The organism is Streptomyces sp. NPDC040610 (assembly GCF_055594065.1).
In genome coordinates, this window is record NZ_JBVIXA010000011.1 from 223,806 (window position 1) to 238,450 (window position 14,645).

Sequence of the window (14,645 nt, forward strand, 5' to 3'; positions counted from 1 at the left end):
GACACCGGCCCGGAGCGACTACAGCTCCGGGCCGTCCCCCGGCTCCTCCTGGTAGGAGTACCGCTGCTCCCGCCAGGGGTCGCCGATGTTGTGGTAGCCCCGCTCCTCCCAGAAACCGCGGCGGTCGGCCGTCATGTACTCGACGCCCCGGACCCACTTCGGGCCCTTCCAGGCGTACAGCTGGGGCACCACGAGCCGCAGCGGGAAACCGTGCTCGGCGGTGAGGAGTTCGCCGCCCTTGTGGGTGGCGAAAATCGTGCGCTCGGAGGCGAAGTCGGCCATGCGCAGATTGGAGCTGAAGCCGTACTCGGCCCAGACCATGACATGAGTGGCGTTGGGCGCGGGCGGCGCGAGCGCGAGGAGGTCGCGGGCGAGCACCCCGCCCCATTCGGCGCCGAGCATGCTGAACTTCGTGACGCAGTGCAGATCCCCGACCACCGTGGCGTACGGCAGGGCCGAGAACTCCTCATGGGTCCAGCAGTGCTTCTCGCCGTCGGCGGTGGCGCCGAAGACCCTGAACTCCCAGCGCTCGGGGCGGAACTTGGGCACCGGTCCGTAGTGCGTGACCGGCCAGCCGCGCTGCAGTCGCTGCCCCGGCGGAAGCTCCGGTTCCGCCACGTCTCGAGATGTGCGACCCACCGGCTGACCCATGGCTCCATCCTGACAGACGGCGAGCAGTGGACGTGACCAGGTATACGTGGATTCGGGCAACTCCTACTAAGCATGCACTTACTGGACGGCCCCGGATACCGGTGCAAAGATGCGCGGACCTGCCCAGTCACCCGCTTGGAAGGAGCCTCTGCGATGCAGGGCGACCCCGAGGTCATCGAATTTCTCAACGAGCAGCTGACCGCCGAGCTGACCGCGATCAATCAGTACTTCCTGCACGCCAAGATGCAGGACAACTTCGGTTGGACGAAGCTCGCCAAGTACACCCGGTCCGAGTCGATCGACGAGATGAAGCACGCGGAGGTGCTGACCGACCGGATCCTCTTCCTCGACGGTCTGCCCAACTACCAGCGGCTGTTCCATGTGCGCGTGGGCCAGACCGTCACCGAGATGTTCAAGGCGGACCGCCAGATCGAGGTGGAGGCGATCGACCGCCTCAAGCGCGGCATCGAGGTGATGCGCGCCAAGGGCGACATCACATCCGCGAACATCTTCGAGTCGATCCTCGAGGACGAGGAACACCACATCGACTATCTCGACACCCAGCTCGAGCTGGTCGAGAAGCTCGGCGAGCCGCTGTACATCGCGCAGCTCATCGAGCAGCCGGAGGGCTAGCCCGGCGGGGAGCCGCTAGGCGGCCTCCGGGAGCTCCTCGCGCTCCGGAGCAGGCACGGCCGCCGGAATCCCGGGAATCTTCGGCAGCTCCGCCTCGGGGGCCAGCGCCACGGCCGGCTCGCCCTGGTCCACCAGCTCGCGCCGCGGGCATGCGCCACGGCCGAGCAGCGACTGAATGCGGCGTACACACGAACCGCAGTCCGTGCCCGCCTTGGAGGCGGAGGCGATCTGGCGGGGGGTGCAGGCACCGGCCTCCGCGTGCTTCTTCACCTGCTCTTCGGTGACCCCGAAGCAGTTGCAGACGTACACGCGGTTCACCTCCCGAGGACAGGCTGATCAGTGGCGGCCGTCCCGATTGATCGGTGAGGCTAACCTAACCTTACCCGCGCCTCCGGCTGCGCAAAAGCCCGGGATACGCACGTGGGGCGCGGATCACATGGATCCGCGCCCCACACCTGCGCAACCGGGGAATACCCAGGTCAGATGATCACTGGTCCCGGTACATCTCCGCCACCAGGAACGCCAGGTCCAGCGACTGGCTGCGGTTGAGCCGGGGGTCGCACGCCGTCTCGTAGCGCTGGTGCAGGTCGTCGACGAAGATCTCGTCGCCGCCGCCCACGCACTCCGTGACGTCGTCGCCGGTGAGCTCCACGTGGATGCCGCCCGGGTGCGTGCCGAGCGCCTTGTGGACCTCGAAGAAGCCCTTGACCTCGTCGAGCACGTCGTCGAAGCGGCGGGTCTTGTGGCCGGAGGCCGCCTCGTAGGTGTTGCCGTGCATCGGGTCGGTGATCCAGGCCACGGTGGCGCCGGACGCGGTGACCTTCTCGACCAGCTCGGGGAGCTTGTCGCGGACCTTGTCCGCGCCCATGCGGGCGATGAACGTCAGGCGGCCGGGCTCGCGGTCCGGGTCGAGGCGGTCGATGTACCGCAGCGCCTCCTCGGCCGTCGTCGTCGGGCCGAGCTTGATGCCGATCGGGTTGCGGATCTTCGAGGCGAACTCGATGTGCGCGCCGTCCAGTTGACGGGTGCGCTCGCCGATCCAGACCATGTGGCCCGAGACGTCGTACAGCTGGCCCGTACGCGAGTCCACGCGGGTCAGCGCCGACTCGTAGTCGAGAAGCAGCGCCTCGTGCGAGGCGTAGAACTCGACCGTCTTGAACTCCTCGGGGTCCGTGCCGCAGGCCCGCATGAAGTTGAGCGCGTTGTCGATCTCGCGGGCGAGCTGCTCGTAGCGCTGGCCGGACGGGGACGACTTCACGAAGTCCTGGTTCCAGGCGTGCACCTGGCGCAGGTCGGCGTAGCCGCCGGTGGTGAAGGCGCGCACCAGGTTGAGCGTGGACGCGGAGGCGTTGTACATCCGCTTCAGGCGCTCGGGGTCCGGGACGCGGGCCTTCTCGGTGAAGTCGAAGCCGTTGACGGAGTCGCCGCGGTACGTCGGCAGGGTGACGCCGTCGCGGGTCTCGGTCGGCTTGGAGCGCGGCTTGGAGTACTGCCCGGCGATCCGCCCGACCTTCACGACCGGCACGGAGGCGGCGTAGGTGAGGACGGCGCCCATCTGGAGGAGGGTCTTGAGCTTGTTCCGGATGTGATCGGCCGACACCGCGTCGAAGGCCTCGGCGCAGTCGCCGCCCTGGAGCAGGAACGCCTCTCCCTTGGCGACGGACGCAAGGCGGGCGCGCAGCTGGTCGCACTCGCCGGCGAAGACGAGCGGCGGATACGACTCGAGGTCCGCGATCACATCGCGCAGAGCCTCGGCATCGGGGTACTCGGGCTGCTGCGCCGCGGGCAGGTCTCGCCAGGTGTTGCCAGCGCTCGCGCTGGTCTTAGCGTTCACGGTCACGCGTCAACCCTACGGGGTCCGCACCCTCGTCCATCCCCACGCTCACAAAGTGAGACGGGGCCGACACCGCCCGCGCCGCCTCCCGCTCCCCCGCGCTCGGCGCCCCCAGGGCCAGGGCGCGATGGGTGCGGCGCAGCATCAGCCGGGCCATGAAGGGGTGGCCGAGGCGGACGGCGGCCCAGTAGAGGCGGCCGCGGCGGGTGTCGGGGCGGGCGTAGGTGCTGAGGGTGATGTGGGCGTCGTCGACGAGGATCGAGGCGCGGGCGGTCAGGCCCGCGATGTCGACCTGGAGCAGCAGCTCCCCGTCGGCGCACCCCAGCTCGGGGAAGTCCTCGCGCAGCATGGGGGACCAGGCGCGCGGGTCGCGGGGCAGGCCGGGGAGCATCCGCATGCGGTACGCGTCCTGGTAGGCGGGCCGGTCGAGGGCGGCGCGCAGCAGCCGGGCGCCTTCGGGGACGGCGACCGTCTCGGGCCGGTCCCAGTCGAGGGCGTTCAGCAGTCGCACCCATCGTGACCGGCGCACGGGGTGCGCGCAGTGGCCCGCGGCCGCCCGCTCGGCGTTGTCGAGGACCTCCTCGACCATCGTGTCGTGGACCGGCCGGACGACCGTCGGCCACAGGATGCGGTCCAGGCCCCGCGGCGCGGTCTCCAGGACGTGCCGCACGCGGCAGCGCCGCTCCCCCAGGGGCTCGACGGATATCTCGTGGAAGCCGTTGTCGGGCTCGGCGAAGTCGAAGCGGACCCGGCGGCCCGGTTCGTACTCCGTCACCGCGTACTTCACCGGGCCGTGGCCGCCGGTGGCGCCGACCGCGAGCGGCCCGTCGAAGGTCATCGCGGGCCAGGCCGGGGTCGGGAAGAGCGGGTCGTCCGTGGCGGAGAGCCGGTCGATCAGCGCCCCCACGGCCGCCGCCGGAGCCTCGATCACTCGCTCGTGTTCGTTGCGCACGACACCCACGACGCACCTCCATACGCTGGCGTATGGTCAACCGTACGGTACCGTATGGTCATGGCGCAACGGCAGCGGAGGACAGCGACCCCGGACACGCGAAAGCCCCGCCTCTCCGCTCAGGACTGGGCCGACGCGGCGCTCACCGCCATCGGTGAGGGCGGGCTCGCCGCCGTCGCCGTGGAGCCCCTCGCGGTCCGGCTCGGCACCACCAAGGGCAGCTTCTACTGGCACTTCGCGAACCGTGACGCCCTGATCGAGGCCGCCCTTGAGCGCTGGGCGGAGATCAACACCGAGGGGATCATCAGCGAGGTCGAGGCGGAGCCGGACCTGCGCACCCGGGTCCGGCTGCTGTTCGCCGAGGCCATCAGCTCGGCGTCCGCCGACCCGCTGGAGGTCTCGCTGCTGGCGACCGCCTCGCACCCCCAGGTCGCCGCGGCGCTGCGGCGGGTCACCGAGCGCCGGGTGGCATACGTCGCCGGCCTCTTCGCCGCCCTCGGCTTCCCGGAGGGCGAGGCGCGCCGCCGCGGGCTGCTCGCGTACTCGGTGTATCTGGGCCACGCCCAGCTCGGCCACGCGGCGCCTTCGGTGCTGCCCGGCGAGGACGAGTTCGCCGCCTATCTGGACGAGGCGCTGGATGTGCTGATGGCCCGGCCCTGAGACGCGCCGCCGTCCCGGGTCAGGGATGCGCTAGGGTGCGGGGCATGTTCGCGCACTCGACCCAGAACTGGTGGTGGCCCGCTCCTTCGGCGGCCCACTGACTGCGCGTACCCAGACATCGCGAAGGCCGCCCGAGGGGCGGCCTTCGGTGTTTTCCGGCAGCGTTCCGGACCGGCCGTTCCTCCCCCGTCCGCTCACGGAGAAGGAACAGCCCCATGGATCCGCGGAACCTGCTGACCGACGACCGCCCGTCACCCACCACCACCCTCGACCGACTGCTCCAGGAGCAGACCCCTTTCGCTCTGCTGCGCCGCCGCACCCCCGGCCGTGACCACGACACGGTGGAGGTCCTGCGCGGGCCGGTCACGACCTGCGACCGCCTCGCCGACCTGCCAGACGGCCTCGCCCTCATCCCCTTCCGGCAGATCAGGGAGCGCGGCTTCGAGGTGACCGACGACGGCACGCCGCTCGCGGTCCTCACGCCCGAGGAGACGTACGAGATCCCGCTCGCCGAGGCCCTGGCTGCGCTGCCCGACCACGAGGTGCGGGTGGCGGAGGGCGCCTTCGACGTGAGCGACGAGGCGTACGCGCGGACCGTCGGCCGGGTGCTGCGGGAGGAGATCGGCGGCGGCGAGGGCGCCAACTTCGTGATCCGGCGGACGTACCGGGGCGAGATCCCCGGGTTCGGACGGGCCGACGCGCTGGCGCTGTTCCGCAGGCTGCTCGTGGGTGAGCGCGGGGCGTACTGGACGTTCGTCGTGCACACCGGAGGCGAGGACGGGCGGACGCTGGTCGGGGCGAGCCCGGAGGTGCATGTGCGGATGTCCGGCGGGACGGTCGTCATGAACCCGATCAGCGGGACGTACCGCTATCCGCCCGAGGGCCCCACGGCCGACGACCTGCTGCGGTTCCTCGCCGACGGCAAGGAGACCGAGGAGCTGTCGATGGTCGTCGACGAGGAGCTGAAGATGATGTGCACCGTCGGCGACCGCGGCGGGGTGGTCGTCGGCCCCCGGCTGAAGGAGATGGCCCACCTCGCGCACACCGAGTACGAGCTGCGGGGCCGTTCGTCGCTGGACGTGCGGGAGGTGCTGCGGGAGACGATGTTCGCGGCGACCGTCACCGGCTCGCCCGTGCAGAACGCGTGCCGGGTGATCCGGCGGCACGAGACGGGCGGGCGCGGCTACTACGCGGGCGCGCTCGCGCTGATCGGCCGGGACGCGGGTGGCGCGCAGACCCTGGACTCGCCGATCCTGATCCGCACCGCCGACATCGACGCGCGCGGGGGTCTGCGGGTGCCGGTCGGCGCGACGCTGGTGCGCGGCTCGGATCCGGCCGGGGAGGTGGCGGAGACGCACGCGAAGGCGGCCGGGGTGCTCGCCGCGCTCGGTGTGCGGCCCGGGCGGCCGCGGCACGAGAGCGCGCGGCCCGCGCTCGCCGACGACCCCCGGGTGCGGGCGGCCCTCGACGGGCGGCGGGCCGGGCTCGCCCCGTTCTGGCTGCGGATGCAGAAGGGGGCCTCCCCTGCTCGAACGGAGTCGAGCGCTCGGGGAACGTCGGCGGAGCTGTCCGGGCACGCGCTCGTGGTCGACGGCGAGGACACGTTCACGGCGATGCTCGCGCATGTGCTGCGCTCGTCGGGCCTGACGGTGTCGGTGCGCCGCTACGACGAGCCGGGCCTCGCGGACGCGGCCCTCACGCATGCGGGACCCGTCGTCCTCGGCCCCGGTCCTGGCGACCCCGCCGCCTCGGGGGACCCGAAGATGCGGTTCCTGCGGGCGCTCGCGGCGGAGCTGGTGCGCGGCCATCGGCATCCGGTGCTCGGGGTGTGCCTGGGCCATGAGCTGATCGCGGCCGAGCTGGGCCTGGAGATCGTGCGCAAGGAGGTGCCGTACCAGGGGGCGCAGACGACGGTCGACCTGTTCGGGCGGGCGGAGACCGTCGGCTTCTACAACAGCTTCGTGGCGCGCTGCGACGAGGAGGCGGCCCTCGAACTGGCGGCGCACGGGATCGAGGTGAGCCGGGACCGGGCGAGCGGGGAGGTGCACGCGCTGCGCGGTCCCGGGTTCGCGGGCGTGCAGTTCCACCCGGAGTCGGTGCTGTCGCTGCGTGGGGCGGACGTCGTGCGGGAACTGCTCGGTCAGCTGCGGGGCGCGGCGGGCACGAGGACGTTCTCGGAGCGGCGGCCCGCCTGATAGTCGAGGACGTTCTGGACGGTGGTGTCGATGATCTGGCTCACGGCGTCGACCGTGTAGTACGCCTGGTGGGAGGTCACGACGACGTTCGGGAAGGTGACGAGACGGGCCAGGGTGTCGTCCTCGACGGCCTCCAGGGACTTGTCGAGGAAGAACAGCCCGGCCTCGGCCTCGTACACGTCGAGGCCGACGCCGGTGAAGCGGCCCGCGCGCAACTCGCTCACCAGCGCGTCGGTGTCGATCAGGCCGCCGCGGCTGGAGTTCACCAGGATCGCGTCGTCCTTCATCGCGCGCAGGGCGCTGGCGTCGATGAGGTGGTGGGTGGCGGGCAGCAGCGGTACGTGCAGGCTGATCAGGTCGGACTCGGCGAACAGCTGTTCCTTGCCCACGTACTTCATGCCGAGCGCGACGCACGCGGGGTTCTCGGCGACGTCCCAGCCGAGGAGATTCATCCCGAAGCCGTGCGCGATCCGGGTGAAGGCCTCGCCGATCTTGCCGGTGCCGAGCACTCCGGCGGTGCGGCCGCGCAGGTCCCGGCCCATCAGGCCGTCGAGGCGGAAGTCGAAGTCGCGGGTGCGGTTGCTTGCGCGGACGATGCGGCGGTTGACGGCGGTCGCCAGGGTCCAGGCGAACTCGGCGACGGAGTAGGGCGAGTAGTACGAGACGCGGGCGACCGTCAGGCCCAGGCGCTCGGCGACCTGGAGGTCGATGTTGTTGAAGCCGGTGGAGCGCTGGGCGATCATCTGCGTGCCACCGGCGGCGAGGGTCTGCAGGACGCGGTTGTTCAGGCTGGCGTTGACGCTGGTCGAGATGATCTCGTACCCGGCGGCGATGGGGGCGGTGTCCTCGTTCAGGAAGACGTCCAGGCACCGGGTGTCGTGGTGCGGCGCGAAGGCCTTCTCGATGAGGGGGCGCTCGTCCGCCTGGACGCCGAAGGCAAGGATCTCCACGGTTGCTCCCGGTCTCGCGTGCGTTGCCCCCGCGCCGCCGAATATACGGTCCCGCCGCTCCACCCGCCGCCCGACGGCGCGATGCGGCCGGGGGCCGGTCGCGCGGGTCAGCCGAAGAAGACGCCCACCTCCTTGTAGAGGGTGGGGTCGACCGTCTTGAGCTTGGCGGTGGCGTCGGCGATGGGGACGCGGACGATGTCCGTGCCGTGCAGGGCGACCATCTTGCCGAAGTCGCCGTCGCGCACGGCGTCGATCGCGTGCAGGCCGAAGCGGGTGGCGAGCCACCGGTCGAAGGCGCTCGGCGTGCCGCCCCGCTGGACGTGCCCGAGGACCGTGGTGCGGGCCTCCTTGCCGGTGCGCTTCTCGATCTCCTTGGACAGCCACTCGCCGACGCCGGAGAGCCGCACGTGCCCGAAGGAGTCGAGGGTGCCGTCCTTGAGGACCATCTCGCCGTCCTTGGGCATGGCGCCCTCGGCGACGACGACGATCGGCGCGTAGGAGGCCTTGAAGCGTGAGGTCACCCAGGCGCACACCTGGTCGAGGTCGAAGCGCTGCTCGGGGATGAGGATGACGTTGGCGCCGCCCGCGAGCCCGGAGTGGAGCGCGATCCAGCCCGCGTGGCGGCCCATGACCTCGACGACGAGGACGCGCATGTGCGACTCGGCGGTGGTGTGCAGGCGGTCGATGGCCTCGGTGGCGATGCCGACGGCCGTGTCGAACCCGAAGGTGTAGTCCGTGGCGGACAGGTCGTTGTCGATGGTCTTCGGTACGCCGACGACGTTGATGCCGTACTCGTCGGTGAGGCGGGCGGCGACCCCGAGGGTGTCCTCGCCGCCGATGGCGATCAGGGCGTCGACCTCGTACTTGGCGAGGTTCTCCTTGATCCGTCGGATGCCGTTCTCGACCTTGAGGGGGTTGGTCCGCGAGGAGCCGAGGATGGTGCCGCCGCGCGGCAGGATGCCGCGGACGGCGGGGATGTCGAGCTGGACGGTGTCGCCTTCGAGCGGTCCGCGCCAGCCGTCGCGGAAACCCACGAAGTCGTACGCGTACTCCTGCACGCCCTTGCGGACGACGCCCCGGATGACGGCATTGAGTCCGGGGCAGTCGCCGCCTCCGGTCAGAACTCCGACCCGCATGGAAATGTCCCTTCGCCGCGATTGCGCTGACGCGGGCCACGCTAATGGTGATCCGCGTCACTTCGGCATGGGACGAACCGTGAATTCCGGGGCGTGGTACGGGAGTTGCGGTGGAGAGCGGGGCTCCGGTTCACCCGAAGGAGGTCATGTCCCGGCGGAGTCGTCGGTGTCGAGGCCGCGCTCGATCGCGTACCGCACGAGTTCCACCCTGTTGTGCAGCTGGAGCTTGCCGAGGGTGTTCTGGACGTGGTTCTGCACGGTGCGGTGCGAGATGACGAGGCGTTCGGCGATCTGCTTGTAGCTGAGGCCCTTGGCGACCAGGCGCAGGACCTCGGTCTCGCGGTCGGTGAGGCGCGGGGCGCCCGGCTCGTCGGGGGTCGCGGGCGCGGGCTCGGAGGCCAGGCGGCGGAACTCGCCGAGGACCAGGCCCGCGAGGCCGGGGGTGAACACGGCGTCGCCGACGGCGGTGCGGCCCACGGCGTCGATCAGCTCGGCGGTGGACGCGGACTTCAGGAGGTAGCCGGTGGCGCCGGACTTGACCGCCTCCAGGACGTCGGCGTGCTCGCCGCTGGCCGACAGGACCAGGACGCGCAGGGCGGGGTTGGCGCCGACGAGTTCCTTGCAGACCTGCACGCCGGGCTTCAACGGCAGGTTCAGGTCGAGGACGAGGACGTCGGGCGCGGCGGCCTGGGCGCGACGCACGGCCTGTTCGCCGTCGCCCGCGGTCGCCACCACGTCGAAGCCGGACTCGGCCAGGTCCCGGGCGACGGCGTCGCGCCACATCGGGTGGTCGTCGACGACCATGACCTTGACCGGTGCGGCGGCGCCCGCCCCGGTCGACGCGTCGGGTCCCGCCGCGCCCTGTTCGTCGCGCTCGTGCTCGCTGCTCTTGCCACTCATTGGGTCGCTTCCGCCTTCCCCCGTACGTCCCGCGCGGCGCGCGGGACTCTCAGTTCCACTTCCGTGCCCTGGCCCGGCACCGAGATCAGCTCGGCCGTGCCCCCGATGTCCCGCAGCCGCCCCCGGATGGACAGCGCGACCCCGAGCCGCCCCTCCCCCTCGGCCTGGGCGAGCCGCCCCTCCGGGATGCCGGGGCCGTCGTCGCGCACCGTCACGACGACGGCGTCGGGCTCGTCCTCGACCAGGATCCAGGCGCGGGCGTCCGGCCCGGCGTGCCTGCGGACATTGTCCAGGGCGGCGCCGACCGCGGCGGTCAGCTCCCTGGCGGCGTGCGGCGCGAGCGGCACCGCGGCGCCGGGCTCCGACAGGGTCACCTTCGACCCGGCGAAGGGCCCGAGGAGCAGGCGCAGGTCGCAGCCGGTCGCGCCGGTGGTGCCGTCGTCGCCGGGTCCTTCGGGGTCGTCGGGTTCCTCGACGACCCGGACGACGGCGCCCTGGGAGACGTCCTCCGAGGCGTACGAGATGGGGATCAGGCCCCCGGCGACCAGGGTGCGCAGGGCGACCTCCTGCTCGCCCGCCATCCGGCCGAGCTCGGCCGCCTCGCCGCCGATGGCGGTGCCGCGGCGCTGCACCATGGCGAGGACCTGGAGCACGCTGTCGTGGATGTCGCGGGCGAGGCGCTCGCGCTCGCGGGTCGCGGCCTCGATCTCCAGGGCGCGGGCGAGGGTGCGCTCCGAGGCGCGGGCGACCTCCACGACGTAGCCGATGGCGATGGAGGCGATGCAGACCAGGAGGACGTTGTGGACGGTGTCGCGGCTGAACGCGCCGCGCTGGACGACGTTGGCGACGCCGACGAGCAGCGAGGCGAAGGCGGCCCAGCGCCAGCCGCCCTTGATCGCGAAGGCGAGCACGGCTCCGGCCGTCCATATGGACGGCAGCGTCGGCCCGCCGTCGACGACCCGCCAGTGCTCGACCGCGACCGGCGTCAGGAGAATGCCGGTGAGCGCGACCCCGAGGTCGACGGCGAGGAAGCGCTTGGTGCAGCTCGCGGCGCCGGAGACCTTGGGGACGGTGGCGAGGGTCCAGGCGGCGAGCACCGCGTAGTAGCCGATGGCGAGCCAGGGGCGGGCGAAGGTGGAGTACCCGGCCACGAAGAGGCCGATGGCGTACAGCATGGTCAGCACGCGGTACGCGGTCAGGGCGCGCCACAGCGGCTGCTCGACCGACATTCGCATGACCTTTTCGCGCCTGGCCACTACCCCACCCCACAGGACGCCGTCGTGCGCCCCTCTCCCACGGACGCCCCTCTACACGGACGCGGCTACGCGCCGGACCGTTCCTTGGCCGCCGCTTCCTTTACGGCCGCTTCCTTGGCCGCCGCTTCCTTCTTGGCCGTCTCCTTCGCCGCCTTGGCCGCCTCGCTGAGCTGACGCTTCGCGGCGGTCGCGTAGATGTCGACGTACTCCTGGCCGGAGAGCTTCATGATCTCGTACATGACCTCGTCGGTCACGGCCCGCAGGACGAAGCGGTCGTGCTCCATGCCCTGGTAGCGGCTGAAGTCCAGGGGCTTGCCGATGCGGATGCCGGGCCGCATCAGCTTCGGCATCACCTTGCCGGGCGGCTGGATCTTCTCGGTGTCGATCATCGCGACGGGGATCACGGGCGCGCCGGTGGCCAGGGCCACCCGGGCGAGGCCGCCGGGCTTGCCGCGGTAGAGGCGGCCGTCGGGCGAGCGGGTGCCCTCCGGGTAGATGCCGAACAGCTCGCCGCTCTCCAGGACCTCGATGCCGCTCTTGATGGCCGCCTCGCCCGCGCCGCGCGCGCCCGAGCGGTCCACCGGGAGCTGGCCGACGCCCTTGAAGAACGCGGCCGTCATCCGGCCCTTGATGCCGGGCGTCGTGAAGTACTCGGCCTTGGCGATGAAGGTGACCTTGCGGTCGAGGACCGCGGGCAGGAAGAAGGAGTCCGAGAAGGACAGGTGGTTGCTTGCCAGAATGGCGGGGCCCTCGGCGGGAATGTTCTCGAGGCCTTCCACCCAGGGCCTGAAGGCGAGCTTCAGGGGCCCTCCGATGGACAGCTTCATTGCGCCGTAGATCAAACCGAGTGCCTCCTGTGTCTGTGGATCAGACCATAACCCGAGTGGGGCCCGCGCTCCTTCCGGAGCGGGCCGACCGCCCCGGCCGGTGCCGGTGCCGGGGGCGTCCGGTATGCGCGACGGCCCTGGTCGGTGTCAGTCCGGTCGCGTACGGTGAAGTACCCCCCGCTCTCTCGAGAAGGAGACCGAAGGTGCCGGTCCTCCCCGGAGCCGAGCCGTACCGCCACGAGGGCGGCGAGGTCGGCGTCCTGCTGTGTCACGGCTTCACCGGATCCCCGCAGTCGCTGCGCCCCTGGGCGGAGTATCTGGCGTCGCGCGGCCTGACGGTCTCGCTGCCGCTGCTGCCCGGCCACGGCACCCGCTGGCAGGACCTCCAGGTCACGGGCTGGCAGGACTGGTACGCGGAGGTGGACCGCGAGCTGCGGACGCTGACGGAGCGGTGCGCGGAGGTGTTCGTCCTCGGCCTGTCCATGGGCGGCGCGCTCGCGCTCAGGCTCGCCGCGCGGCACGGCGACGCGGTGCGCGGCGTGGTCGTGGTCAACCCGGGGAACAAGGTGCACGGCCTGGCCGCGCACGCCCTGCCGGTGGTCCGCTTCCTGGTGCCGACCACCAAGGGCATCGCGAGCGACATCGCCAAGCCGGGCTCGGAGGAGATCGGGTACGACCGGGTGCCGCTGCACGCCGCGCACTCGCTGCGCCGGTTCTTCCAGGTCGTCGACGCCGACCTGCCGCAGGTCACGCAGCCGCTGCTGCTTCTGCACAGCCCGCAGGACCATGTCGTGCCGCCCGCCGACTCCGCCCGCGTGCTCAGCCGGGTCTCGTCCACGGACGTCACGGAGATCCTGCTGGAACAGAGCTACCACGTCGCGACGTTGGACCACGACGCGGACCGGATCTTCGAGGAGAGCTTCTCGTTCATCGGCCGGCTCGCCCCCAGCGCAGGCAAGGAAGGGACGGCCACCGGTGGCTGAGCAGCATGACGCGGAGGAGAGCCGCGAGGACGACAGCCGCGAGCCGCAGGAGCAGGCGGTGCCCCTCGACGAGGACGCGGCCTGGCGCGCCATCGTCGCCGGGTACGGCGAGGAGCCCGCGGACCCGCCCGGCGCCAAGCCGTTCAAGTCCGTGGAGGACCTGGCGCTCCTGGAGCCGGAGACCAACGGCCCCGCGGGCGGCGACACCGACGGCGCCGGGAGCGGCGGCAAGGGCGACGGCGCCGGGAGCGGCGGCAAGGGCGACGGCGCCGACAAGGGTGCCGACGGCGCGGGCAAGGCGCTCGGCAGCTCCGTCTCCTTCGCCCCGGGTGTGGGCGGCGGGGGGCCGCGGGACTACAGCGCGGCCGAGGCGTCCGAGGACGACTTCGACGCGGACGACGAGGGGCACTTCGTGCCGCCCGAGCCGCCGCCGCTGCCGGACGCGGAGGTCACCGCCAAGTTCGCCTGGCTCGCCGTCATCGGTGGCCCGCTGCTGCTGTTGCTCGCGGTGCTGCTCGGGTGGCAGATGACGTGGTGGCTGACGACGCTCGGGATCGGTGGGTTCCTGGGCGGGTTCGCCACGTTGGTGCTCCGCATGAAGGGGGACGACGAGGACGACGAGGATCCTGGCCGGGGGGCCGTGGTCTAGGGGCGGTTGCCCCGGTCGGGGGGTGACCCTTGGCCGGGGGCGCCGTCGATCGCGCTTCGCGCTCGTCCTCAAGCGCCGGACGGGCTGATATTGGGCCGGACTCCCCTGCGGGTGGGACAGCGTGCCGCCGAATCGGCCTCCGGCCTCGTCCTCAAACGCCGGACGGGCTGGTGGGTGGTACCCGTAGGGCCGCCAGGACCGGCAAGTGGTCCGTTGCCGCGCGGAGGTCCGCGTCCGTCACGCCCTCGTGGCCCAGCGGGACTCCGCAGCCCAGGATCTCGATGCCCTTGGTGGCGAAGATGCCGTCGATGCGCTGGTGCGGGTCGGTGGGGGTCGAGGTGTACTCGCCGCCCCAGGGCTCGGTGGCCCAGCAGTCGCGGAGGCCGTCGGCGAGTCTGCGGAAGGAGCGGCCGTCGGGGCGGTCGTTGAGGTCGCCGCCGGCGACGGCGTGCTCCACGCCCATCCCGGCGAGCTGGTCGAGGAGCATCCCGCTCTGCTCGTACCGCTCCTGGCTCTGCAGGCTCAAGTGGCAGCTCAGCACGCCGAGCCGGGCGCCGCCGAAGCGCACCACCGCCGTCGCGAAGCCGCGCCGGTGCAGCCCGGGGGTGAGCGGGAGCAGCACGTCCTCGGTGCGCTCGACGGTGGCCCGCAGGGAGCACAGCAGCGCGGGCCCGGCGGCGGTCCCGCCGCCGGAGAGCATCACCAGGTCGGTGGCGCGGGCGAGCCGGGCCAGCTTCTTGCGCCAGCGGAAGAAGCGGGGCGCCTCCTGGATCAGGACGAGGTCGGGCGCGCACGCGTGGATGACGCGGGCGAGCGCGTCGGTGTCGTCGCGCATGGAGCGGATGTTGTAGCTGAGCACCCGGACGACGGCCGAACCGTCCTGTTCGGTGCGGGAGTTGGGCAGCGCGGGTGTCGGGCTCGTCGGCATGGCGATCAAGATACGGGAAACCCCGGGCGGGCCGGAGAATTCCGGCCCGCCCGGGGTTTCTGCGCTGCGCCGGGGCTCACCCGTGCGCCGG

The 14,645-nt window shown here is 71.9% G+C and carries 15 protein-coding genes; 5 read left to right on the plus strand and 10 right to left on the minus strand.

Annotated features, from left to right (window positions below; all coding sequences use genetic code 11):
• Positions 1–18 precede the first annotated feature (18 nt).
• Positions 19–651 carry a sulfite oxidase-like oxidoreductase gene (locus tag ACZ6AA_RS31845; protein ID WP_468449123.1) on the minus strand — a complete coding sequence of 211 codons (633 nt, stop codon included), beginning with the start codon at positions 649–651 and terminating at the stop codon, positions 19–21.
• Positions 652–804: 153 nt separating this feature from the next.
• On the opposite strand from ACZ6AA_RS31845, the gene bfr reads away from it, so the two are divergent.
• A complete protein-coding gene (bfr, locus tag ACZ6AA_RS31850; protein ID WP_380851908.1) occupies positions 805–1,284 on the plus strand; it encodes a bacterioferritin in 480 nt (159 codons plus the stop codon).
• Positions 1,285–1,299: 15 nt separating this feature from the next.
• Here the strand turns inward: bfr and ACZ6AA_RS31855 are convergent, their stop codons facing one another.
• The 3 genes from ACZ6AA_RS31855 to ACZ6AA_RS31865 form a co-directional block, all read right to left on the minus strand.
• A complete protein-coding gene (locus ACZ6AA_RS31855; protein ID WP_468449125.1) occupies positions 1,300–1,602 on the minus strand; it encodes a (2Fe-2S)-binding protein in 303 nt (100 codons plus the stop codon).
• Between the two features lie 169 nt (positions 1,603–1,771).
• Entirely contained in the window at positions 1,772–3,124 is a 1,353-nt protein-coding gene (locus tag ACZ6AA_RS31860; RefSeq protein WP_471461775.1) for a class II 3-deoxy-7-phosphoheptulonate synthase, read from the minus strand.
• Positions 3,108–4,079 carry an SRPBCC family protein gene (locus ACZ6AA_RS31865; RefSeq protein WP_471461776.1) on the minus strand — a complete coding sequence of 324 codons (972 nt, stop codon included), beginning with the start codon at positions 4,077–4,079 and terminating at the stop codon, positions 3,108–3,110. Before ACZ6AA_RS31865 ends, ACZ6AA_RS31860 begins: the two co-directional genes overlap by 17 nt.
• Before the next feature lie 45 nt (positions 4,080–4,124).
• Between ACZ6AA_RS31865 and ACZ6AA_RS31870 the strand changes: the two genes are divergently transcribed.
• Together ACZ6AA_RS31870 and ACZ6AA_RS31875 are read left to right on the plus strand one after the other, a co-directional pair.
• Entirely contained in the window at positions 4,125–4,730 is a 606-nt protein-coding gene (locus tag ACZ6AA_RS31870) for a TetR/AcrR family transcriptional regulator (RefSeq protein ID WP_471461777.1), read from the plus strand.
• Positions 4,731–4,945: 215 nt separating this feature from the next.
• Entirely contained in the window at positions 4,946–6,925 is a 1,980-nt protein-coding gene (locus tag ACZ6AA_RS31875) for an anthranilate synthase family protein (RefSeq protein ID WP_471461780.1), read from the plus strand.
• Here the strand turns inward: ACZ6AA_RS31875 and ACZ6AA_RS31880 are convergent.
• From ACZ6AA_RS31880 to ACZ6AA_RS31900, 5 genes are all read right to left on the minus strand, one after another.
• Positions 6,871–7,875 (minus strand): 2-hydroxyacid dehydrogenase, encoded by a 1,005-nt coding sequence (locus ACZ6AA_RS31880; protein ID WP_468449135.1) that lies wholly within the window; start codon positions 7,873–7,875, stop codon positions 6,871–6,873. The genes ACZ6AA_RS31875 and ACZ6AA_RS31880 overlap by 55 nt on opposite strands.
• A 107-nt stretch (positions 7,876–7,982) precedes the next feature.
• The gene (locus ACZ6AA_RS31885; RefSeq protein ID WP_468449137.1) at positions 7,983–9,011 is read right to left on the minus strand and encodes a 6-phosphofructokinase; all 1,029 of its coding nucleotides are present in this window, start codon (positions 9,009–9,011) and stop codon (positions 7,983–7,985) included.
• Between the two features lie 144 nt (positions 9,012–9,155).
• Positions 9,156–9,815 carry a response regulator gene (locus tag ACZ6AA_RS31890; protein WP_468450119.1) on the minus strand — a complete coding sequence of 220 codons (660 nt, stop codon included), beginning with the start codon at positions 9,813–9,815 and terminating at the stop codon, positions 9,156–9,158.
• 92 nt (positions 9,816–9,907) lie between these two features.
• On the minus strand, positions 9,908–11,167 hold the full coding sequence (gene macS, locus ACZ6AA_RS31895) for a MacS family sensor histidine kinase (protein ID WP_468449139.1): 1,260 nt from the start codon (positions 11,165–11,167) through the stop codon (positions 9,908–9,910).
• Between the two features lie 65 nt (positions 11,168–11,232).
• A complete protein-coding gene (locus tag ACZ6AA_RS31900) occupies positions 11,233–11,994 on the minus strand; it encodes a lysophospholipid acyltransferase family protein (RefSeq protein WP_468450121.1) in 762 nt (253 codons plus the stop codon).
• A 203-nt stretch (positions 11,995–12,197) separates the two neighbouring features.
• Between ACZ6AA_RS31900 and ACZ6AA_RS31905 the strand changes: the two genes are divergently transcribed.
• Entirely contained in the window at positions 12,198–12,977 is a 780-nt protein-coding gene (locus tag ACZ6AA_RS31905; RefSeq protein WP_468449141.1) for an alpha/beta hydrolase, read from the plus strand.
• Positions 12,970–13,626, plus strand: coding sequence for a hypothetical protein (locus tag ACZ6AA_RS31910; protein ID WP_471461785.1), 657 nt, complete (start codon positions 12,970–12,972; stop codon positions 13,624–13,626). The genes ACZ6AA_RS31905 and ACZ6AA_RS31910 overlap by 8 nt, the downstream gene beginning before the upstream one ends.
• Positions 13,627–13,777: 151 nt before the next feature.
• Here the strand turns inward: ACZ6AA_RS31910 and ACZ6AA_RS31915 are convergent, their stop codons facing one another.
• Positions 13,778–14,554, minus strand: coding sequence for an endonuclease/exonuclease/phosphatase family protein (locus tag ACZ6AA_RS31915; protein ID WP_471461787.1), 777 nt, complete (start codon positions 14,552–14,554; stop codon positions 13,778–13,780).
• Positions 14,555–14,645: the final 91 nt, after the last annotated feature.

Bases quoted from the DNA above. Each gene is read 5' to 3' on its own strand.
- ACZ6AA_RS31915 (WP_471461787.1), bottom strand. From the start codon at position 14,554: ATGCCGACGAGCCCGACACCCGCGCTGCCCAACTCCCGCACCGAACAG.
- ACZ6AA_RS31870 (WP_471461777.1), top strand. From the start codon at position 4,125: ATGGTCATGGCGCAACGGCAGCGGAGGACAGCGACCCCGGACACGCGA.
- bfr (WP_380851908.1), top strand. From the start codon at position 805: ATGCAGGGCGACCCCGAGGTCATCGAATTTCTCAACGAGCAGCTGACC.
- ACZ6AA_RS31875 (WP_471461780.1), top strand. From the start codon at position 4,946: ATGGATCCGCGGAACCTGCTGACCGACGACCGCCCGTCACCCACCACC.
- ACZ6AA_RS31890 (WP_468450119.1), bottom strand. From the start codon at position 9,815: ATGGTCGTCGACGACCACCCGATGTGGCGCGACGCCGTCGCCCGGGAC.
- ACZ6AA_RS31845 (WP_468449123.1), bottom strand. From the start codon at position 651: ATGGGTCAGCCGGTGGGTCGCACATCTCGAGACGTGGCGGAACCGGAG.
- ACZ6AA_RS31900 (WP_468450121.1), bottom strand. From the start codon at position 11,994: ATGAAGCTGTCCATCGGAGGGCCCCTGAAGCTCGCCTTCAGGCCCTGG.
- ACZ6AA_RS31885 (WP_468449137.1), bottom strand. From the start codon at position 9,011: ATGCGGGTCGGAGTTCTGACCGGAGGCGGCGACTGCCCCGGACTCAAT.